Source organism: Helicobacter canadensis MIT 98-5491 (assembly GCF_000162575.1).
In the GTDB taxonomy this organism is placed as follows: Bacteria; Campylobacterota; Campylobacteria; order Campylobacterales; family Helicobacteraceae; genus Helicobacter_D; species Helicobacter_D canadensis.
Genome location: NZ_CM000776.2, coordinates 312,759 through 333,033, shown reverse-complemented (window position 1 = coordinate 333,033; position 20,275 = coordinate 312,759). Strand labels below are relative to the sequence as shown.

General features: G+C 35.2%; 20 protein-coding genes and 1 tRNA gene. 12 read left to right on the top strand and 9 right to left on the bottom strand.

The features are described from left to right. Positions 1-3: 3 nt before the first annotated feature. On the bottom strand, positions 4-573 hold the full coding sequence (locus tag HCAN_RS01700; protein ID WP_006656732.1) for a Crp/Fnr family transcriptional regulator: 570 nt from the start codon (positions 571-573) through the stop codon (positions 4-6). 101 nt (positions 574-674) lie between these two features. On the opposite strand from HCAN_RS01700, the gene HCAN_RS01695 reads away from it, so the two are divergent. Together HCAN_RS01695 and HCAN_RS01690 are read left to right on the top strand one after the other, a co-directional pair. Continuing rightward, complete coding sequence (locus HCAN_RS01695; protein WP_006656600.1) at positions 675-1,115, top strand: hypothetical protein; 441 nt, start codon at positions 675-677, stop codon at positions 1,113-1,115. 9 nt (positions 1,116-1,124) lie between these two features. Then, positions 1,125-1,508: a group III truncated hemoglobin gene (locus tag HCAN_RS01690; protein WP_006656599.1), complete on the top strand. Its 384-nt coding sequence runs from the start codon at positions 1,125-1,127 to the stop codon at positions 1,506-1,508. Positions 1,509-1,524: 16 nt separating this feature from the next. Here the strand turns inward: HCAN_RS01690 and queC are convergent, their stop codons facing one another. The 4 genes from queC to HCAN_RS01670 are packed head-to-tail and all read right to left on the bottom strand — an operon-like array spanning position 1,525 to position 5,035. After that, entirely contained in the window at positions 1,525-2,196 is a 672-nt protein-coding gene (queC, locus tag HCAN_RS01685) for a 7-cyano-7-deazaguanine synthase QueC (RefSeq protein WP_006656598.1), read from the bottom strand. A 17-nt stretch (positions 2,197-2,213) separates the two neighbouring features. Next, positions 2,214-2,861 carry a LutC/YkgG family protein gene (locus HCAN_RS01680; protein WP_006656597.1) on the bottom strand — a complete coding sequence of 216 codons (648 nt, stop codon included), beginning with the start codon at positions 2,859-2,861 and terminating at the stop codon, positions 2,214-2,216. Beyond that, the gene (locus HCAN_RS01675; protein ID WP_006656596.1) at positions 2,854-4,296 is read right to left on the bottom strand and encodes a LutB/LldF family L-lactate oxidation iron-sulfur protein; all 1,443 of its coding nucleotides are present in this window, start codon (positions 4,294-4,296) and stop codon (positions 2,854-2,856) included. The genes HCAN_RS01680 and HCAN_RS01675 overlap by 8 nt, the downstream gene beginning before the upstream one ends. A gap of 10 nt (positions 4,297-4,306) precedes the next feature. Further along, on the bottom strand, positions 4,307-5,035 hold the full coding sequence (locus HCAN_RS01670; RefSeq protein ID WP_006656595.1) for a (Fe-S)-binding protein: 729 nt from the start codon (positions 5,033-5,035) through the stop codon (positions 4,307-4,309). Positions 5,036-5,263: 228 nt separating this feature from the next. On the opposite strand from HCAN_RS01670, the gene HCAN_RS01665 reads away from it, so the two are divergent. Beyond that, a complete protein-coding gene (locus tag HCAN_RS01665; RefSeq protein WP_006656731.1) occupies positions 5,264-6,898 on the top strand; it encodes an L-lactate permease in 1,635 nt (544 codons plus the stop codon). Positions 6,899-6,942: 44 nt separating this feature from the next. Here the strand turns inward: HCAN_RS01665 and HCAN_RS01660 are convergent, their stop codons facing one another. After that, positions 6,943-7,644, bottom strand: a complete 702-nt coding sequence (locus HCAN_RS01660) for an MBL fold metallo-hydrolase (RefSeq protein ID WP_006656592.1) — start codon at positions 7,642-7,644, stop codon at positions 6,943-6,945. Between the two features lie 80 nt (positions 7,645-7,724). Here HCAN_RS01660 and HCAN_RS01655 point away from each other — a divergent pair, with 80 nt between their 5' ends. Continuing rightward, complete coding sequence (locus HCAN_RS01655; protein ID WP_006656589.1) at positions 7,725-8,816, top strand: deoxyguanosinetriphosphate triphosphohydrolase family protein; 1,092 nt, start codon at positions 7,725-7,727, stop codon at positions 8,814-8,816. A 50-nt stretch (positions 8,817-8,866) separates the two neighbouring features. Here the strand turns inward: HCAN_RS01655 and HCAN_RS01650 are convergent, their stop codons facing one another. The 3 genes from HCAN_RS01650 to moaA all read right to left on the bottom strand — a co-directional run bounded on the left by HCAN_RS01650 (position 8,867) and on the right by moaA (position 11,324). Beyond that, positions 8,867-9,634 (bottom strand): complement resistance protein TraT, encoded by a 768-nt coding sequence (locus tag HCAN_RS01650; protein WP_006656588.1) that lies wholly within the window; start codon positions 9,632-9,634, stop codon positions 8,867-8,869. A gap of 174 nt (positions 9,635-9,808) precedes the next feature. Continuing rightward, complete coding sequence (locus tag HCAN_RS01645) at positions 9,809-10,246, bottom strand: Dps family protein (RefSeq protein ID WP_006656587.1); 438 nt, start codon at positions 10,244-10,246, stop codon at positions 9,809-9,811. 112 nt (positions 10,247-10,358) lie between these two features. Then, a complete protein-coding gene (moaA, locus tag HCAN_RS01640) occupies positions 10,359-11,324 on the bottom strand; it encodes a GTP 3',8-cyclase MoaA (protein ID WP_006656585.1) in 966 nt (321 codons plus the stop codon). Between the two features lie 89 nt (positions 11,325-11,413). Here moaA and HCAN_RS01635 point away from each other — a divergent pair, with 89 nt between their 5' ends. The 8 genes from HCAN_RS01635 (at position 11,414) to def (ending at position 20,274) form a co-directional block, all read left to right on the top strand. Continuing rightward, a complete protein-coding gene (locus HCAN_RS01635) occupies positions 11,414-11,971 on the top strand; it encodes a molybdenum cofactor guanylyltransferase (protein ID WP_006656584.1) in 558 nt (185 codons plus the stop codon). Beyond that, positions 11,964-13,037: a flagellar biosynthesis protein FlhB gene (gene flhB, locus HCAN_RS01630; RefSeq protein WP_006656583.1), complete on the top strand. Its 1,074-nt coding sequence runs from the start codon at positions 11,964-11,966 to the stop codon at positions 13,035-13,037. Before HCAN_RS01635 ends, flhB begins: the two co-directional genes overlap by 8 nt. Before the next feature lie 78 nt (positions 13,038-13,115). Continuing rightward, positions 13,116-13,214: transfer RNA gene (locus HCAN_RS08155), tRNA-Sec, on the top strand. A 1,114-nt stretch (positions 13,215-14,328) separates the two neighbouring features. After that, positions 14,329-16,677: a DNA translocase FtsK gene (locus HCAN_RS01625; protein WP_006656582.1), complete on the top strand. Its 2,349-nt coding sequence runs from the start codon at positions 14,329-14,331 to the stop codon at positions 16,675-16,677. Between the two features lie 91 nt (positions 16,678-16,768). Further along, on the top strand, positions 16,769-18,073 hold the full coding sequence (gene tig / locus HCAN_RS01620) for a trigger factor (RefSeq protein ID WP_006656581.1): 1,305 nt from the start codon (positions 16,769-16,771) through the stop codon (positions 18,071-18,073). Continuing rightward, positions 18,070-18,660, top strand: a complete 591-nt coding sequence (gene clpP / locus HCAN_RS01615) for an ATP-dependent Clp endopeptidase proteolytic subunit ClpP (protein ID WP_006656580.1) — start codon at positions 18,070-18,072, stop codon at positions 18,658-18,660. The genes tig and clpP overlap by 4 nt, the downstream gene beginning before the upstream one ends. Positions 18,661-18,670: 10 nt before the next feature. Then, on the top strand, positions 18,671-19,768 hold the full coding sequence (locus HCAN_RS01610; protein ID WP_006656729.1) for a GGDEF domain-containing protein: 1,098 nt from the start codon (positions 18,671-18,673) through the stop codon (positions 19,766-19,768). Next, complete coding sequence (gene def, locus HCAN_RS01605; RefSeq protein WP_006656578.1) at positions 19,768-20,274, top strand: peptide deformylase; 507 nt, start codon at positions 19,768-19,770, stop codon at positions 20,272-20,274. Before HCAN_RS01610 ends, def begins: the two co-directional genes overlap by 1 nt. The last annotated feature ends 1 nt before the right edge of the window (position 20,275 follow it).

Here is a 20,275-nt window from a genome sequence, read left to right as displayed (position 1 = left end):
ATTCTATAAATTAATATTAACAATTTTACCTTTTTGTGTTTTAATCAAGCCTTCCTCTTTGAATTCTCTCAAAACTCTAGAGAGCGATTCAGGGCTTGTGTTAAGCTTTTGAGCGATTTGCCTTTGAGTGAAATTTGACAAATCTTCTTTATTTTCCACTAAAAACTCTTTAACTCTTTCCTTAAGACTTTGCGAATACCTTGAAATATGATTCTCTAAGATTCTAATCTTTTGACACAAGGAAGCAATAAAAGAAAAGCAAAAGTCTGCATTTCCCACACAATGCTTTTTAAATATTTCTAAATCAATCTCCAAAATCTCACATTCCCCAACACAAACCGCACTTGCAGGATAAGGAAGTTTCAGAAAACTAGGCATTTCAGCAATAAAACTCGGAGCAAGGATATAATGAAAAGTTTCCTCTTTATTTTGATTAGTTTTATAAATTCTCACTTTTCCACTCAAAAGCACCAAGATTTTCTTAGGAATCTCCCCTTCAAAAAATAAAAATTCATTTGCATTATAAAAACGCTTATAGCCAACCGAATAAAGCATTTTAATGTAATCTTGCATAATCTCTCCAAAATTTTTTAACAAGTATAGCAAACTTAACCCATATCAATTTTTATTTTTTAAAGATTTGCTATGATTTTATTAAAATCAAAGGAGTATTTATGGAAGCACTTTATCCTTATTTTTTATTAATTCACCTTATTTGTGCGATTATTTTTCTAGGCTTTATTTTCACTGATGTAGTGCTACTTACGCCCATTAGAAAAATTTTAGGCGATGAGTTTGCCAACAAAATGTTTAGCATTATCGGCAAAAGAGGTGGTAAAATAATGCCTTTATGTCTGCTTCTTTTGGTTCTTAGCGGAGGAGCAATGATTAGCCAATACATTGGAAGTGATATAGGATATTTTAGCACTCACTTACAACAATTTTTAGTTTTAAAGACCTTTTTAGCGCTTATTATTGTCCTTGCAGTCATCACTTCACTCACTTTCCACTATATCCTAAAAAAGCCAAATCCACTTGCTAAAATCATTCATCCTTTGGCTTTGATTTTAGGGTTATTCATTGTTATCTTAGCAAAATTTGCTTTTTATTTCTAAGGAGTTTTTATGCGATACCAAACAATTTGCGTCGAAGGAATCAATCAGCTAATGGATATTTTTTATGCCAAGATTCGAGCCGATAAAAATGGCGTGGGGGATGTCTTTAATAAAGCTATTGGCACAAGCGATGCACAATGGGAAGCCCACAAAAAGAAGATTTCAAATTTTTGGCAAGGAATGCTTTTGGGGATTGGAGATTATAGGGGACAACCAATGAAAGCACATTTGGATTTGCCCCCATTTCCTAGAGAATTTTTTAATATTTGGCTTGGACTTTTTGAAGAAAGCCTTCACAAAGTCTTTAGTCCTGAAATTTCTATGCAAATTTTACAAAGAGCTCAAATGATTGCTGGGAGATTCCAATATATGCTTTACGAAAGTGGGCATTAAACTTTTTGTAGTTTTATTATTTATAAGCAATTGGATCGCACTCTCCTGCGAGTTTAAATCCCCTCAAACGCAGCTTACAGCTCTCACACACGCCACAAGCTTTGTCTTCATTTTGATAACAACTCCAAGTTAAATGCAATGGGGCTTTAAGCAAAATACCTTGATGAACAATCTCTGCCTTATTTAAATGAATAAGTGGCGTGAGAATCTCTACATTGTTTTGCGGAAGCAGGGCAACTTTTAATAATTCATTAAATTTCTCATAAAAAATTTCCATACAATCTGGATACCCACTTGAATCTTCCTCCACTGCCCCCACATAGATTTTTTTAGCACCAATGACTTCTGCCCAACTCACTGCAATAGAAATCATATTGGCATTTCTAAAAGGCACATAAGTCATAGGAATCTGCCCTGTAGAGCTTGGAATCGTCTCTTGCTCAATAGGTATTGAAGAATCCACAAGCGAAGAACCACCAATTTGCCGCAAATAATCAATATCAACAATTAATTTATTTTGGATTCCATAGTAATTTGCAATATCATTAAAGGCTTGATTCTCACGCTTTTGGGTTCTTTGCCCATAGTTAATATGCAAAAGGCAAACTTCATAACCATCCTTAATAGCACAAGCAACACTCACGCAACTATCAAGCCCACCACTTGCTAAAACTATTGCTTTATCCATTTTTAAAAAGCCCTATTTTAGTATAGCACCACATACACTACGCGTGGTCCATGCACACCAAACACTGTTTGTAATTCAATATCAGCGGTGCGTGAAGGACCTGCGACAAAGATAATATTTGTTGGCAAAATCTCGCTTCCACTGCGATTTTTCTCATATGCTTTGATACATTCAATACCAGCATAGAGATTTTCCACTATATGCTCTTTTTTGAGTAGATAAATGCAATTATTAGTGATAAGTGAAGAAAGTCTAGGGGCTTGTGGATTAGCGCTTAGCCCCACAATGCCTAGATTTGCTACACCACATCGCGCTTCCACGATAGAAGTATCAATCCCAAATAATTCCCCACGCATAGAATCTACACTTTGTGTGTATGGGATAAATTTGGCTTCCATACCCTTAAAGTCTAATGACACATCAGTGTTATACAGCACTTCTTTAGCCTTGACTTCTCCAAGGATTTCTGCGATTGTAGATTCTAGAGTATCAAGACTAGATTCACGCACGATAGCCTTATTATTGCTTTGATTGAGTTTGTATTCTTCCAAAAGTTCCTTATGCGTGTAATTCATAGGGTTAGCATACTGCACCTTTGGGTTTGGAATATGTGTATTAACTTTAAGAGAATCTCGCACACGCCCTAAAATATCTGCCTTACTCATAAATTACTCCTTGCATTTGAGATACTTTTTTGTGGAGATTGCCATTGATTTTTGGGAATTCACGATACTTCACCCAATTTTTTAGCAATGGCGTAAAGGGCGCAAATATCTTGCCAAGCGGTGCAAAGATATTTGCCATAGTAAGCGCAAATCGCCATTTATTAGGGCTTGTTGCCAAAGTGGCAAATTGACTCATTGCCTTGATTTCAGCAGGATTTTGTGTGCTTGAATCTGTGCCTACCACACTTTTTCGCCCTTGCCCTACGCGCTCACTTCGCAAATCTCTAATAAGCTCTGCAAGAGGGATTTTCACAGGGCATACTTCAGAGCAGCGCCCACACAATGAGCATAAATCTAGCATAGGACTAAATTTGTTTAATCCAAAAAGTTGGGGTGAAATCACCTCACCAATAGGACCAGGATAGGTGCTAAGATAAGCGTGTCCGCCGATTTTGTCATACACAGGGCAGTGATTAAGGCAAGTGCCACATCGAATGCAGCTTAATGCGCGGTAATAATGCGAATCGCTAAGCATTTGTGAGCGATTGTTGTCAAGCAAAATAATATGCACTTCCTTTGGTCCATCAAGTTCGCCTTCTTTGCGAGGGGAAGTGATGATATTGTTATAGCAAGTTACTGCCGCACCTGTAGCAGAAGGAATAAGCAAGGCATTAAGTGTAGAGGCATCTTCAAAGCTTTCAATCACTTTTTCAATCCCACAAAACGCAATATGAATATCACAAGCCGTGGTGCTCATACGCCCATTTCCCTCATTTTCTAAAAGCCAAATTGCTCCCTCATTGGCGATGGCAAAATTCACGCCACTAAGACCGAGTTTGAATTCTTGGAATTCTCTGCGTAAATGCGTGCGTGCAATTTCGTTAAGTTTTTCAGGCTCAGATTCAAGTGGCGCACCGAGTTTTTGATGAAAAATTTCGCCAATTTGATAGCGGTTTTTGTGGATAGCAGGTGCGACGATATGCACAGGTGGCTCATCAATGAGTTGGATAATAATCTCACCCAAATCTGTTTCAATAGGTTCTAATCCTTTGGCTTTGAGAAAAGCATTAAGGTGGGTTTCCTCACTCGCCATAGATTTACCTTTAAGAATCTTGGTGATATGATTTTTTTGCATTACCTCAAGCACGATGTTGTTAGCTTCCTCACTATTTTTTGCCCAATGCACAATAAAGCCATTTTTACGCGCATTAGATTCAAAAGTTTCTAACAATACATCAAGCTTGGAGAGATTTTTTTGTTTAATTTCTTTGCCTTTTTCTCGCAATACTTCCCAATCCAAAAAACGCGTAGAAATAAGCTTTTTGCGATTGCCTTTTAGCGTATCCATAACGCTTAGAAGGTTTTTGCGTAATTGTGCATCTTCAAGTTTAGTATGTATCACATCATGGTATTGCTGTTTGATATTTGCACTCATTTTTATCTCCTTATAATAATCCGATTCGTTGTGCAAGGAAGTCATATAAGTGCATTGGCTTGACATCTACGCCTTGCTTTTTCATCGCACCAGAGATATTGAGCAAACACCCAGAATCTGCACTTAAAAGGTATTCTACACCTCTTGATGTGATATCTTGCACTTTTTGGGTAACCATGGCATTAGAAATTTCAGGTTCTTTAACGCTAAAAGTTCCACCAAATCCGCAACACTCTTCCTCACGCTCTAGCTCGATTAATTCCACATTGCTAAGGCTTCTTATAAGATTTTTTGCAGAATTAATACATTTTGCTACGCGCAATGCGTGGCAGTTGCTATGCCAAGTTACTTTAGTAGGCACTCCCTTGTCTTCATAGCGCACCTTTAAGACATTATCTAAAAACTCGCTTAGCTCATAGATTCTGCTACTAAAATCTCTTGCTTGAGATTCATAGGGTGTGCCTTCAAAAAGCTCGATATAATCTACTTTCATCATTCCTGCACACGATCCACTTGGTAGAATAATAGGCTCACTACCTTTAAATAGATTCATATTATATAGGGCAACTTTTTTGGTTTCCTCATAATATCCGGAGTTAAAGCTGGGTTGCCCACAACAGGTTTGATCTTTTTTGAAGACTACTTCAACGCCTTCTTTTTGTAAGAGTTTTATGCTATTGACACAAGTGTCAGCAAAAGCTGCTGCACCAATACAAGTCGAGAAAAAATATACTTTCAAGATTTGCTCCTAAACTTTTATAAAAATTCATTTGAAAATCTATCACAAAAAAGTTTTTTTCAAAATTAAAACTAAAGCGGTATGAATTATTTTCTTCTGTATAGAATGAAAATTTGTAACATATTTAGTTAAAAATATCTTGCATTTTTTATAAAACTCTACAAAATTTTTAAAATATTTTTTATAATTTAGTCTAATTCATTTTTAATATTTATTTTAGGAGTTTATATGGAATGGACGCAAGTTTATGATCCACTAAACAATCTTTGGTTAAGTGCCTTAGTAGCATTCTTACCAATTGCTCTCTTTTTTCTTTCATTGGTTGTTTTTAAAACCAAAGGACATACCGCAGGATTTTTAACGGTAGTTTTAGCGGCTATCATCGCCGTATTTGTATATGGTATGCCATTTAATAAAATGCTTTTTAGTTTTGTTTATGGCGCTGTATATGGAATTTGGCCCATTGCTTGGATTATTGTCGCAGCGATTTTCCTCTACAAGCTCACAGTAAAATCAGGTTACTTTGATATTTTGCGTGAATCTATTATTTCTATCACGCCTGATCAAAGATTACAAGTAATTTTGATTGGTTTTTGTTTTGGTGCATTCTTGGAGGGTGCGATTGGTTTTGGAGGTCCTGTGGCTATTACTGCAGCATTGCTTGTGGGTATGGGCTTAAGACCACTATATGCAGCAGGATTGTGTCTAATTGCAAACACAGCACCTGTAGCTTTTGGTGCAGTAGGGATTCCAATTATCGCTATGGCGGGTGTTGTTGGCGTTCCTGCCATTGAAATTTCTTCTGTTGCTGGACATATGCTTCCACCACTCTCACTTTTTGTTCCATTTTTCTTGGTATTCTTAATGGATGGCTTCAAAGGTATCAAAGAAACTTGGCCAGCACTTTTTGTTGCAGGCTTTAGCTTTGCTCTTGTGCAATATCTCACTGCTACACATCTTGGACCAGAATTACCAGATATTGCTTCAGCAGTTGTTTCAATTGCGGCTACAACAATCTTTTTAAAATTTTGGAAACCAAAAAACACTTTCAAATTTGATTCAGAAGTAGGTGGCAAACAGACACTTGAAGCCAAACAATATTCAGCATCTCAAATTACACTTGCTTGGACACCCTTTGTTATCTTAATTATAATGATTATTATTTGGACACAAGGTTGGTTCAAAGAAGCTCTAGCCTTTACAACTTTGAAGTTCAATTTTGATAGTCTCAATGGATTATTCCAAACACCTCCAGCTGTCAATGAAACAAAAGCAGTCAATTCTGTTTTCTCATTACCCCTTGTCTTAAATGCAGGGACTTCAATTTTCATTACTGCCTTAATCACAATGGCACTTTTAAAAGTCAAAGTCTCTACTGCTATAACAACTTTTGGCGAAACCTTAAATGAGATGAAATTCGCACTTTTAACGATTGCTCTAGTTGTTGGGTTTGCATACATTTCAAATTACAGCGGTTTATCTGCTACTCTTGCTCTTGCTTTAGCAGAAACAGGCGATGCTTTTGCATTCTTCTCACCTATTGTAGGTTGGCTTGGTGTATTCCTTACAGGTAGTGATACAAGCTCAAATCTTCTCTTTGGGACACTACAACAACTCACTGCTAGACAACTTGATATACCAGAAGTCTTATTCCTTGCAGCAAACTCTGTGGGTGGTGTCGTAGGGAAAATGATTTCTCCACAAAGCATTGCTATTGCATGTGCAGCGGTAGGATTGGTAGGTAAAGAATCTGATCTCTTTAGATTCACCGTTAAATATTCAATTATCTTTGTTATTATCATTGGGATCTTCACTTACGCATTAGCTTTTATCTTCCCTGATGCAATCCCAATGTCAAGATAACTTCGCTCTCCCTTTAAGGGGAGTGTTGCAATTTAACTTTACTTTTAAAATCTCATAAGCCAATAAGGAATATTTTCTTTCTCTTGTTTAAAAGTTGTCTCTCTGCCGTGTCCAGGAAAAATTAATATATCTTCTTTTGATTGTATAAAAGTCTCTAAACTCGCTTTCATTGTTGCACTATCTGAATAAGGAAAATCACTGCGTCCAATAGATCGATAAAACACAAAATCTCCACTAAACATTACTTTTTGATTGGGAATTTTTTTGTGGTTTAATACAATCACACTGCAACCTGGAGTATGTCCAGGATAACAAATAAACTCTATTTCAAAATCTCCATAATTAAATTGATTTTTTCTACCCAAATTAGAAACATTAGAATGAAACTCTACAATAACAGAATCACAATCAGCACCCACTAAAATATTTGGCTTAGATTCTTGCAATCCTGTATTAAAAAAATCTTTTTGCAACATAAAAGCATCTTCAAAAGGACATAATAAAGGAACATTTGGTAATTTCTCCTGCAATGCAGCATTACTCCAAACATGATCAAAATGTCCGTGCGTGTTTAAAATAGCGAGTGGATTTTTGGCATTTTCCAAAACCCAATTAGTCGCTCCAATCCCAGGATCAATCACTAACGATTCAGTTTCATCTTGCGAAATTGCAAGATAACAATTTGTTTGATATTCCCCAAAAGGCTTCCTTAAAATCTTAAAAAAATCATTTTCAAAAACAACCATTACCATTTCCTTAAATTTTTTGCAAATCTTAGCACAAGATGATAAAATAACAAAAGCATTAAATTATTTTTAGGCTTATTATGAATCCACATCACCGCTTTTTTCCAGTCAATCCCGATTTTAGAAATCCCTTTAGAAGAGATAGAGATAGAATCTTGCATAGCTCATATTTTAGACGCTTAGAATACAAAACACAAGTCTTTTTGAATCAAAGTGGAGATTATTTCCGCACGCGTCTCACGCATTCACTAGAAGTTAGCCAAATTGCAAGAACACTTGCAGAATATTTAAAGCTCGATGAAAACTTAGCTGAAGCCATCGCTCTAGCTCACGATTTGGGACATACACCTTTTGGACACGCAGGAGGAGATGAACTTGATAAAATAATGCGACATTACGGATATCATTGCGGCTTTGATCATAATTTTCAATCCTTTAGAGTAGTGACTAGCCTAGAGAAACGCTATAAAGAATTTGATGGCTTAAATCTCACTTTTGCTACTTTAGAAGGCATCTTAAAACATTCCTATCCCTATGAAAAATCATTTTTAAATCCGTGGCATAAAGAAACTTTTAAGCCCGAATTTCATCCAAGCCTAGAAGCGATCATTGTTGATTTATCTGATGAGATTGCTTATATTAGTCACGATATAGATGATGGTGTCAAATATGGACTACTCCACTTTGAAGACCTACAAGATAGCAAACTTGTAAGCGATTCAATCCATTATGTCAAAACAATTGAAAAAATTTCCCAAAATGATCCGATTTTCCGCTATCGATTCACTTCAAAACTCATTACACTACTTGTTTATGACATTATAGAAAACAATAAGCCTTGTATGCAAGACAAAGTGCAACACTTTATCTACAACGCTCAAGAATCACTCCCCATTAGTCATACACCAGCCATACAAAAAGAAATCAAGATTCTAAAAAAGATTCTCTTTAAAAAACTCTATCGACACGAGGAAATTTCAAGAAAAATGTTTATGGGCAAACGATGTGTGAGAAAACTTTATGAATGTTTTAATAATGATATCAATCTTTTACCCAACCAAATGCGTAATAAAATTGAAAAAGGTGCTAAGATTCACCGCGTATGTGCTGATTATATTGCCTCTATGACTGACCGATACGCTATGGCGCTTTATCACGAATTAGGATTCTAGCACCACCTAGCAAAAGCTCTATACAAAGCCTTTGCTTTAGTAGCTTAATGCTAAAAGATTCCGCTAATTTGAGTTGCTATTTTATCCTCTAAAACAGGAATTGCCTCTTCTAGCTTAAGATTCAACTTGGTAGCTTCCGCAAAAAGAGTAGTTTGTTTTTCGGAATAATCGCTAGTATAAACTTGCTCATTATAATTGGCTCTGTTGTCATTGAGTTTGCCTGTTTTTTGAGTGCTTGCCACATCTCCTGCAAAACTATTTAAAAAACCTGCCCTTCTTTGATCATTCACTGAAGCCTGTCTTGAAGAACTTGCATTGGTATTGATTGTCCCACCAGTGATTTTTTGACGAATATTGATATCTACTTGCATTTGAAAAATCGTGTCTTCTGTGAGTTTTCCTGCTATTCCACCAACTGCTGCGCCAATTAATCCACCTACAACACCACCAGTTGCTGAAGAGTGGTTATAAAGTCCTACTCCAGCTCCCGTAACTGCTCCTACTCCAGCTGCCGGAGCCGCATTATTTTCTTGTTTAATATCACAATACAAAACATTGGCTTGTAAAATAAAAGTTGCTTCTTTTGGATCATCAACAATTCTATAACCCTTGCCTTGAAGCAAACTAGTTACTTTAGGCGATAAATTAATATTCTGTCCGCTAGTGTTTCGCATCGCAACAAAAATAGTTTGTTCAGATTTTGCCACCGGATCAATAAAAATGCTTTGAGACATTGTTGTGGTGGTTTGCAATGAAGTTGTTACACAACCACTTAATAAAAAAGCTGAAACCAAGGGTATCAATAAACATTTTTTCACAAATTCTCCTTAAAATTAATCAATTAGCTTGGATTTTAAATCAAATTGGTATTGAGCAGAATCAATAAGAGACATATTGAATATAATATTAATGTATCTATGTTGCATTTATTTAATCATCAAAAAGTAAATTTATTTTCATAACTTTGATTCCCAAAAAGGAATCAAGACTTTTTATGCAAGCTGTGCTTTTATCATCCAAATTGCTTTTTCTAAACTTGCGATTTTTTCATCAGCCAATGCAGTAGTCGCCTTATCATTAGCTTCACTAGCTGTGTCAGAAAGCTCTCTAAAAGCCTTTAAAAAATACTCATATTCAGGCAAAATCGCTTGGATGATTGTTTTAGAATCAAAGCTTGTGCCACTCTCTTCTTTGATTTTACTAGCTGCTAACATATCCTTAATAGTTACATATGGTTTTTGCCCGATTTGCAAAACGCGTTCTGCCATATCATCCATTAAATCCGCCATTTCATCATACATACTTTCTAACGCCGCATGAACGGGATGAAAATCCATTCCCTTAACATTCCAATGATAGTTATGTAATTTAATATAAAAAACTGCACTATCTGCTTGAATTTGTTTAAGTTGTTGAACGATCTTTTCCATAATCTTCTCCTTTAAAAATTAATATTTAGTGAATTATACACTTTTGCTTCCAAAAAAGCTAATGGAATTATATATAATTATTCTTAAAAGAAAATTATTATTATTTAATAATTTATCCACCTGTTTTGTAAAAAGCTCTCGTTGAAATCTCATTTAGATTCCAATCATTCTTTTCAGGCTTATTTTGGATACAGAGATTAAGCCTACGCAAAATCTCACTAGTATCCCCATAAAGCATTGCTTCTTTAATATCCACGGCATTTTCATGATAAAGGCAAGGTATTAACTTCCCTTCACTACTTAAGCGGATTCGATTGCAAGTTTTACAAAAATCATCATTATGGGGAGCAATAATACCAAAAAGATAAGAATCTCTTTGTGGTATTTCAAACAAAGTTGCTGGTCCAAATATTTCTTTTTTCAGAAGTCTAAACTCAAATTTTTCACCAATCCTTTGTAAAATCTCCTCACTTCTAAGACCAATAGTCCCACCTTTAGCGTGTGTATTTTCCATATATTCTATAAATCGCACACCCACACCAAGATTCATTCCATATTCTAAAATATCCACTACCTCATCATCATTAATTCCCTTTAGGGGCACCATATTTAGCTTAACAATCAAGCCTTCATCGGCAGCTTTCTTAATACCTGCTAAGATTTTTTCTAAGCCATCGCGTTTAGAAATGCAAACAATTCTCTCTTTTTTAAGCGAATCAAGAGAAATATTAATTCTCTTTAAACCTGCCTCTTTTAAATCTTTCACAAGGGGTTCTAAAAGATAAGCATTGGTGGTTAATGCAATATCAATGTTAGGATTATAGCGATAAATCTCTCCTATAAATCCAGCAATACCTCGCCTAAGCAATGGCTCTCCACCTGTGATTCGGATTTTTTTTACCCCCTCATCAATCACAACTTTAATAAAATTCAATACACTCTCTAAAGGCACATCATCTTCCTCTCTACCTATATCCATAGGAGTATTTGGCATACAATAAAGGCAACGAAAATTACATCTCTCTGTAACACTTACGCGAATATAATCAATCACACGCCCAAAACTATCAATCAACAAAAGCTCTCCTTTTGGGGCAAAATTTTTGCAATCATACCCAAGCTAAGCAAAAAAAGCTATAATTTCACTCTAACTTTAAAGGTTTATATATGGAGAGTTGTGTAATTTTGTGTGGTGGCAAAAGCTCAAGAATGGGTCAAAAAAAAGAAAATTTAGATTTTTTGGGTGAAAGCTTGGCGGATTTTCAAGCTAAAAAAATGCAAAAAATCTTCTCTCAAGTCTATTTTTCTAGCAAAAAGCCTATATCTAACTCAAGTCATCTCCAAACCCTTTTGGATTTGAATGCAGAATTTGCTCCTATTTTTGGTTTAGAGAGCGTTTTAAAAACACTAAAAAAAGATATTTTCATCCTTAGCATTGACACTCCCTTTTTAAGTGAAGAAAGCATTAAAAAACTCATCGCTTCCTACCAAAAAGCTAAAAAGCCAACCTTTGCAAAGAATCAAAAAATTCACCCACTTCTTGGAATTTACACTTATGAAGCCCTAGCCCACATTCAACACCAAATTGCACAAAAAAATTATCGCCTGATGGATTTATTAGGGCGTTTAAATGTTGATTTTGTGGAAATTCCAGAATCCCAAACTCAAAATCTCAACACCCCCAAAGAATACCAAAATGCCTTACAAGGATATTTAAATGGCTGATGAAGAAGAAAAGACCGAAGCCCCTTCTGCACGCAAAATAGAAAAAGCTCGTGAGGAAGGGAATGTCATAAAAAGCCCTGATGTTAATGCTTTTTTGGGATTAGTTGTAGGACTTGTTTTAATCTTTTTATGCTTTAATTTTTGGGTGGATGGCTTAAGTGCGATCTTCTTTGAAGTCTATCACATTTTTAACCAAGATCTCACACGCTCTAATGCCATTTCTCTGACAATTTCTTTAGTTTTTAAAATCCTTTATTTACTTGCACCCATTTTTGGCGCCTTAATGCTTATAGGGATTGTTGCCAACATTTCCCAAAGTGGTTTTTTATTAACCACAAAAGCCATCCAACCCAAACTCCAAAAACTCAATTTCATTAGTGGCTTAAAAAATATCATTTCTCTTAAAAAATTACTTGATGGATTCTTGATTACTTTTAAAGTTTTAACGGCTTTTATCATTGCTTTTTTTGTATTTTTAGGCTTTATGAAAGAGCTAACTACCGTCTCACTTTTTCCTATTGGTGATCAAATGATTTGGTTAAAAGACAAGGCTCTCATTCTCATTGCCATATTATTAGCCTTTTTTTTAGTGATGGCAATTACTGATTATCTTATCAAGCGTTATCAATATTTCAAATCCTTGCGTATGAGCAAACAAGAAGTCAAAGATGAATTTAAAAATCAAGAAGGGGACCAACAAGTCAAAGGAAAAATACGCTCCTTGATGTTTCAAGCCGCCAAAAAACGAATGATGCAGAATATCCCTAATGCGGATGTTGTGGTTACCAACCCAACTCACTATGCTGTAGCTTTGCGTTATGATTCCACTAAAGAAAGAGCGCCAAGAGTTTTAGCTAAGGGAGTGGATTTTCTTGCTCAAAGAATCAAAGAAATTGCTAAAGAAAATGAAATTCCAATCATTGAAAACCCTCCTCTAGCAAGAGCGCTTTATAAAGATGTTGATATTGACAAAGAAATTCCTGAAACTCTCTACCAAGCTATGGTAGAAATCCTTATTAAAGTCCAACAAATTAATGAGGAACGCAAAAAAAGCATCAATTTCTAATCTATGTATATCAAGAGAATTTAAGTAAAAATTCGTTAAATTGACAAATTTACTTCTTTAATTTTATGCAAAACAATTGGAGGGTATATGTCGCTGGTGGGCATCGTGGGCTTCAAACCCATTTGAGTGGATAGGTGTCTATTTGCTGGGGAGTTCGATTCTCTCACCCTCTCGCCATTTATTGAATATTTTTTAAGGAATCAACATTAAAACAAATTTTTTAAAAATTAATCAAAAAATATTACTCGTAGAAATTTTAGCATTGTTGGGAATTTTATCCATTGTTGGAGAATTTGGTCTATTAGGTGCCATAGGAAAAGCTTATGCTCATCTTCACTTTAATCTTTTTGGCTACTTTGGGTATATTTGGCTTTTAATACTTGCTTACTTATTTTACAAAAATACCGCCGACACCAAAGAACGCATTATTGAAAAAACACTTGGAATTGTTATTATAGGATTGGCTCTCTTAATTTTACAAGGGCTTTTTATTAGCGATGCAGGATTCTTTAGCAACGCATTTAGCAGTATTTTAAAGTCTTTTATCAATCCACTTGGTATCTTTGGGCTTACTCTTATTTTAATCCTACTTGGCATTATGCTCTACACTGGAAAATCAGCAAAAACATTGCTACATAGTTTCATTAAAGGGCTTAAAGATGATTTACAAAAAACCCCAAAAGAAGAATCAAAGCAATCCAAAAAAGAGAGTTTTTTTCTACGCTTAAAAGCTTTTTTCACTCCTCCCAATAAAATATCTCAAAGAAGGAATCCGCATTCCCTAACACTAGAGGAATTAGCCAGTCTTAGCAAAAATGCCCCTAGCACACCAAATATCATACAAGAAACACAAGAAACAAAGCGAGAATCAGAACTTGATGATTTAAGCTCAACAAAGCCAACTGAAGAAAAGTCATTAGAAGAAACTCCCAATCCATTAGAAATCAAAGAAATAGAATCTTCATCTCTTCCTTATCCAACAGATATTCCAAAAATTGAAAATGAGCTTCAATATACGCCAAATTCTACAGCCAATGAAGAATCAAAGATCAGACTCATTCCCACACAAGAAGCCCAAGGACCAAAAAACCATAATTTAAAGCAATTCCAAATGGAATCTATAATGAGTTTAGAGCGGTTTAAAAACTTTGAAAAAAGTATTTTTCTACAAGAAGAAAAGGAAGAAAAAGACGAACCCATTAAATTAATCAAAAAAGACCAAACTGAAAATTCTACTTCACAATCCACGCAAGATACATACAAATTTCCCATACCACAAGAATCACAAAATCTGCAAGAGCCTAACCCTGAAGTGCTTAGCTCCAAAGAAGATTTATCACCCAAAGAATCACCCAAGCCTATCAAAGCCTATCCTAAAAAACTTTACTCTGCCACACCCTTTAGCGCTTATTACGACAAAGATCCAACCGATGCAACGCGTAATTGTCTTGTCCCTAATAATCCAGAATCTTCGCAAAATCAAGCTCCAGCAGTCAATGAAGTTGAAGCCATAACCAAAAATGAAGCCCAACAAGCTTCAGAAGATGAAGATATAAAAGCCATTCAAACTGCCATCAAAGAAGAGCTACAAAAAGCACAAGATTTCTTACATTATCAAACCCAAGAATCATCACCTCAATTTGTAGAAGTAGAAAATGAAATTGTTCAACAAGAAACACAAGCAGCGATAGAAGAGAAATCTGAGGACAAAAAGGACATAACACCAAATTTAGATCACTTAGCAAAAACAAATCCGCAAACAACCTTTGAAGAATCCTCTCTACAAGAATCGCCAATTAATCCCATTCCACAAGAAGCTCCTCTTTTGAAAAATATTAACTTTCCCGTTTATGGCTATGGAAATACCTTTAATCAAGCACCACAAGAAATAAATCCAAACTCTACCCTGCAAGAATTACCACAACAAAAATCGCAAGAAAATGCACCTACACCTATCACTCCGCAATCCCAACAAGAAACTTTAGAAATTTTACAAAATGCCATTAGGGAAAAGAGAGATTTAACCCTACAATTTAAAGAAGAAATCACCCTAACCCCCACAAAGATTCCTCTAGAATCTAACCAAAACCAACAAAACCAATCCACTCCAAATGCCCAAGAATCTATAACCCAAACAACTCCCCAAACGCCACAACCTCAAACCAATACCACCCAAGTTAAAATCCTTGAAGAAAATCAAAATCTCCTCAAAGAAATTGAAACAAACACAGAATTAAAGCCTATTCAAACCGATTTTATTTTGCCTAAGCTTGATTTTCTACAAACTCCCCAAGAAGAGAGAATCGAGATTGATGAAGATGAAATTGATAAAAAAATTAATGATTTACTCAACAAACTTCGTATGTTTAAGATTGAAGGCGATATTGTTCGCACTTATTCAGGACCTATTGTTACAACTTTTGAGTTTAGACCAAGCCCCAATGTTAAAGTCTCGAGAATCCAAACACTTCAAGATGACCTAGCAATGGCTTTAAGGGCAAAAACCATTAGGATTCAAGCTCCAGTCCCAGGGAAAGATGTTGTCGGCATTGAAATTCCAAATAGTCAAATCCAAACCATTTATTTGCGTGAAATCCTAGAAAATGAAATTTTTCAAAATGCAGCTTCTCCGCTTACCTTGGCTTTGGGCAAAGACATTGTGGGGAATCCTTTCGTTACCGACCTTAAAAAACTCCCCCACTTACTCATCGCAGGAACAACAGGAAGTGGAAAAAGCGTGGGAATTAATGCAATGATTCTCTCCTTGCTTTATAAAAACTCTCCTGATACGCTAAGATTACTTATGATTGATCCAAAAATGCTTGAATTTAGCATCTACAATGATATTCCACATTTACTCACCCCAGTGATCACGCAACCCAAAAAAGCAATCATCGCACTTGATAATGCAGTCAAAGAAATGGAAAGACGCTACACACTAATGAGTGAAGCACGAATTAAAAATATCGAAAGTTACAACAAAAAAGCTGAAATCGAAGGCTTTGAACCTTTCCCTTATATTGTAATTGTAATTGATGAGTTAGCAGATTTAATGATGAGTGGGGGCAAAGAAGCCGAACTTTCTATCGCACGCTTAGCACAAATGGCGCGTGCTAGCGGCATTCATCTTATTGTTGCCACACAAAGACCAAGTGTTGATGTTGTTACAGGCACCATTAAAGCCAATCTACCCTCACGCATTAGCTATAAAGTGGGGCAAAAAATTGATTCTAAAGTGATTTTAGATAGTTTTGGTGCTGAATCACTTCTAGGGCGTGGCGATATGCTTTTCACACCACCAGGTGGAGGAATAGTAAGACTTCACGCACCATGGAGCACAGAAGAAGAAATCGAAAAAATTGTAGAATTTATCAAATCGCAACGACCTGTGCAATACAATGAAAACTTTATGCCTAATGAAGATGAAACTTTAGGGCTAAATTATGAAGGCGAGACAGATGAACTCTATGAAGAAGCCAAAAGAATTATGTTAGCTGACAACAAAACTTCTATTAGCTATATTCAAAGGCGATTAGGAATTGGCTACAATAAAGCGGCCAACATTGTAGAGCAAATGACTGCTAGAGGCTTTTTAAGTCAGCCAAATTCTAAGGGAGCACGTGAAATCATTGGCGAATAATGATTAATCTACTCTAAAAATATGTAATTTTAAGTAAATTTTTGATAGACTTATTTACTTTAAGTATTTTTATTTTTGGAGTAGAGAAAGTATGAATCCGAGTTTAAAGGTCAATAAAATCAATAGTGCAAATGCAAATGCACAAGCTACTATCGCACTTAGCGAACTAGATAAAAAAATCGATCAAGTTACTAAAGCTGCCGGCAAGAATCTCAAGATTGATGGTTTTAGAAAAGGAAAAATTCCAGCAGCAGTTATCAAATCGCGTTATGGCAAACAACTAGAAACAGATGCGCAAAGAGAATGTGTGCAGGATTTATTACAAGAAATCCTAAAAGAACTCAATATTAAACCCAATGCTCTTATAGGTGATCCAAGAATTACAAAATTTGAAAAAAAAGAGAATGGAATTGAACTAGAAATTGAATTAAGTTTAGCACCAGACATTCCATTAAATGATGTAGAAAGCTGTATCCCAGAAGTCAAGATTCCAGAAGTTACTGAGGAAGAAATCAATCAACGATTAGAAGAAATTGCTGATGCAAGAGCTCCACTTGTAGGCATAGAGGATGCCAGAAGAAAACTCAAAGATGGCGAATATGCAAAAATTGATTTTGAAGGCTTTATTGATGGAAAACCTTTTGAAGGCGGCAAAGCAGAAAATTATCTTTTGAAAATCGGTAGTAAATCTTTCATTGAAGGCTTTGAAGATCAACTCATTGGAATGAAAAAAGATGAAGAAAGAGAAATACAAGTCACTTTCCCAGAAAATTACCACGCTGCAAATTTAGCAGGAAAACCAGCAACTTTCAAAGTCAAACTCAATGAAATCCAAACTAAGGGCAAAATAGAAATTGATGATAATTTTGCCAAAACACTCTTACCTGAAGAAAAAGAAGCCAATGTAGCATTACTCAAAGAAAAAATCAAAGATCAAATTGCCGCAGAAAAAAAACAAGCACTTTATAACAACGAATTAAAAGCAGTTTTAATTGAAAATCTCCATAAAGCTATTGATTTTGATTTGCCTAATCTCATTGTTGAACAAGAAATGGATTTACTCTTAAAAAACGAATTCGCGAAACTTCCAAAAGAAGAGCAAGAGAAACTCGCTAAGGATACCGAAGCACTTAAAGCCAAACGCGAAGAACAAAGAGATGCAGCACAAAAAAGTGTCAAATCTACTTTTATTATTGATGCAATCGCAAAGCGTGATAATATTGATATTAATGAAAATGAAATCCTTAATACTATCTATTATGAGGCAATGGCAATGCGTCAAGATCCAAAAATGGTTTTAGAATACTACAAAAATAACAACCTTATTCCTGCTATCAAAATGGCAATGCTAGAAGACAGAATCTTAACTAATCTACTCAATAAGAACGCCAAATGAGTTATTATGTCCCTATTGTCATAGAAAAAACTGGGCGTGGTGAAAGAAGCTATGATATTTATTCAAGACTTCTTAAAGATCGAATTATTATGCTAAGTGGGCAAATTGATGATGGAGTTGCAGCTTCCATTGTCTCTCAACTCCTTTTTCTAGAGGCAGAAGATCCACAAAAAGATATTTACCTTTATATTAACTCTCCAGGCGGAGTCGTTACAAGCGGACTTAGCATTTATGATACTATGAATTACATTAAACCTGATATTTGTACAATTTGTATCGGACAGGCAGCTAGTATGGGTGCATTTTTGCTAAGCTGTGGGACAAAAGGAAAGCGATATTCTTTGCCTAATTCAAGAATTATGATTCACCAACCTTTAGGCGGTGCACAAGGACAGGCTACAGATATTGAAATCCAAGCAAAAGAAATCTTACGCCTAAAAGCAACTTTAAATGAAATTCTAGCAGATAACACTAATCAATCTTTAGAAAAGATTGCTAAAGATACGGATAGAGATTTCTTTATGAGTGCCAAAGAAGCCAAAGATTACGGCTTAATTGATAATATCTTAACAAAAAGTTTAAAATAGGGCTTTAACAATGAAAGAAGATTTAGAGGGTGCGAATTTACCTAATTTTGAATCTAATGGAATTGAAGAAAAACCTTCTAGCTTTGATTCCATTCCTTCTTTTGATTCAACTGATTCGAATAGTAGCATTCAAAGTCAAGAAGAATTAAAACCCGCAAATGATGATTCTATAGAATCTTATGGAACACAGGTAATTCAAGCACTTCTCTCTAATGGCATTCCCCCCACACCTTGTAATTATAAAATCTATTTTGAAAAACTCTTAGAAGACAAGCCTCAAGACTTCAAAAACAATGCTATGCAATTCCTTCAAGCCGAATTCATCCCTTCTGAAAAACAAGCATTACTTGAAAATAAAGTGCTTAAAGCTCAAAATTATATGGTTAGCACTCTACGACTTGTCGGTGCTCTTTTTAGCAATTTTCAATTACTTCAAAATATCCTCAAAAAACACGAAAGAGAAATTGATTCTGTTCAAAATGCTAATATTCTACAGAATGTCATTACCCTTTTTGAAAAAGAACTCAAAAAGATTGGTGAAATCTCAACCAAGCAACTCAAAGATATCAAAATGTCATATGATAAAACTGCTATGGCAATCGACAATATCACTCAAGAGATTATTTGTGATAGTCGTTATAATATTTACAATCAACGCTTCTTAGAAACCAAAGTCCAAATGGAATGTCAAGAATCAGCTATCGACAAACATAAATCCTCTCTGCTTTTACTCAAAATTACAAAAAATCTAGAAAAGAAAGTAACCTCGGAAAAAAATGCAATTTTAATTAATAAAACCATCACTAAAATACTTCAAAAAATAGCCAATCGCAGCGATATACTTGCCTATTATGGAGAAGGCATATTTGGTCTTTTGCTTAATCACAGAGACAAAGAGAGTGCTAAACGTTTTGCTAACAACCTTTCTGAAAAAGTTGTAGAGACTAACATTTATCTTGGAGATGAAGAATTATCTTTAAGTATTTGTAGTGGAATCTGCGAAATCAATGAAAAATCAAAATCCAAAGAAATTCTTAAAAATACTCTTGAAGCCCTCAAAAAAGCTTCAAGCAATAATCTTTCCTTTGTTGTTTATGGAGAAAAATAATGTTAGAAGTCATCACTTATCCAAACCCCATTTTACGACAGATTTCTCAGCCTATTGAAGTGTTTAATGAATCATTGCACGAACTTTTAGATTCGATGTATGAAGTTATGCTTCAAAAAAATGGAGTTGGTATCTCTGCAATCCAAGTTGCCAAACCCATTCGTGCATTACTCATTTGTCTGCCTGATGAAGAAGGAAATCAACATAAAGAAGATTTATTAGAAATTATCAATCCACAAATTTTAGAAAAAGATGGTGAAATAATCTTCAATGAAGGTTGCTTAAGTGTCCCCGAATTTTACGAAGAAGTCAAACGTGCTTCTTCTTTAAAAGTAGCCTATCAAGATCGCTATGGAAACCCAAAAGAAATGGAAGCTAAGGATTATTTAGCAGTTGCCTTGCAACACGAAATTGATCATTTAAATGGTATTTTATTTATCGATAAACTCTCTATTCTCAAACGCAAGAAATTTGAAAAAGAACTTAAACAAAAAAGGAAAGGGTGAA

Bases quoted from the DNA above. Each gene is read 5' to 3' on its own strand.
- HCAN_RS01700 (WP_006656732.1), bottom strand. From the start codon at position 573: ATGCAAGATTACATTAAAATGCTTTATTCGGTTGGCTATAAGCGTTTT.
- HCAN_RS01695 (WP_006656600.1), top strand. From the start codon at position 675: ATGGAAGCACTTTATCCTTATTTTTTATTAATTCACCTTATTTGTGCG.
- HCAN_RS01690 (WP_006656599.1), top strand. From the start codon at position 1,125: ATGCGATACCAAACAATTTGCGTCGAAGGAATCAATCAGCTAATGGAT.
- queC (WP_006656598.1), bottom strand. From the start codon at position 2,196: ATGGATAAAGCAATAGTTTTAGCAAGTGGTGGGCTTGATAGTTGCGTG.
- HCAN_RS01680 (WP_006656597.1), bottom strand. From the start codon at position 2,861: ATGAGTAAGGCAGATATTTTAGGGCGTGTGCGAGATTCTCTTAAAGTT.
- HCAN_RS01675 (WP_006656596.1), bottom strand. From the start codon at position 4,296: ATGAGTGCAAATATCAAACAGCAATACCATGATGTGATACATACTAAA.
- HCAN_RS01665 (WP_006656731.1), top strand. From the start codon at position 5,264: ATGGAATGGACGCAAGTTTATGATCCACTAAACAATCTTTGGTTAAGT.
- HCAN_RS01660 (WP_006656592.1), bottom strand. From the start codon at position 7,644: ATGGTTGTTTTTGAAAATGATTTTTTTAAGATTTTAAGGAAGCCTTTT.
- HCAN_RS01655 (WP_006656589.1), top strand. From the start codon at position 7,725: ATGAATCCACATCACCGCTTTTTTCCAGTCAATCCCGATTTTAGAAAT.
- HCAN_RS01645 (WP_006656587.1), bottom strand. From the start codon at position 10,246: ATGGAAAAGATCGTTCAACAACTTAAACAAATTCAAGCAGATAGTGCA.
- HCAN_RS01635 (WP_006656584.1), top strand. From the start codon at position 11,414: ATGGAGAGTTGTGTAATTTTGTGTGGTGGCAAAAGCTCAAGAATGGGT.
- flhB (WP_006656583.1), top strand. From the start codon at position 11,964: ATGGCTGATGAAGAAGAAAAGACCGAAGCCCCTTCTGCACGCAAAATA.
- tig (WP_006656581.1), top strand. From the start codon at position 16,769: ATGAATCCGAGTTTAAAGGTCAATAAAATCAATAGTGCAAATGCAAAT.
- clpP (WP_006656580.1), top strand. From the start codon at position 18,070: ATGAGTTATTATGTCCCTATTGTCATAGAAAAAACTGGGCGTGGTGAA.
- HCAN_RS01610 (WP_006656729.1), top strand. From the start codon at position 18,671: ATGAAAGAAGATTTAGAGGGTGCGAATTTACCTAATTTTGAATCTAAT.
- def (WP_006656578.1), top strand. From the start codon at position 19,768: ATGTTAGAAGTCATCACTTATCCAAACCCCATTTTACGACAGATTTCT.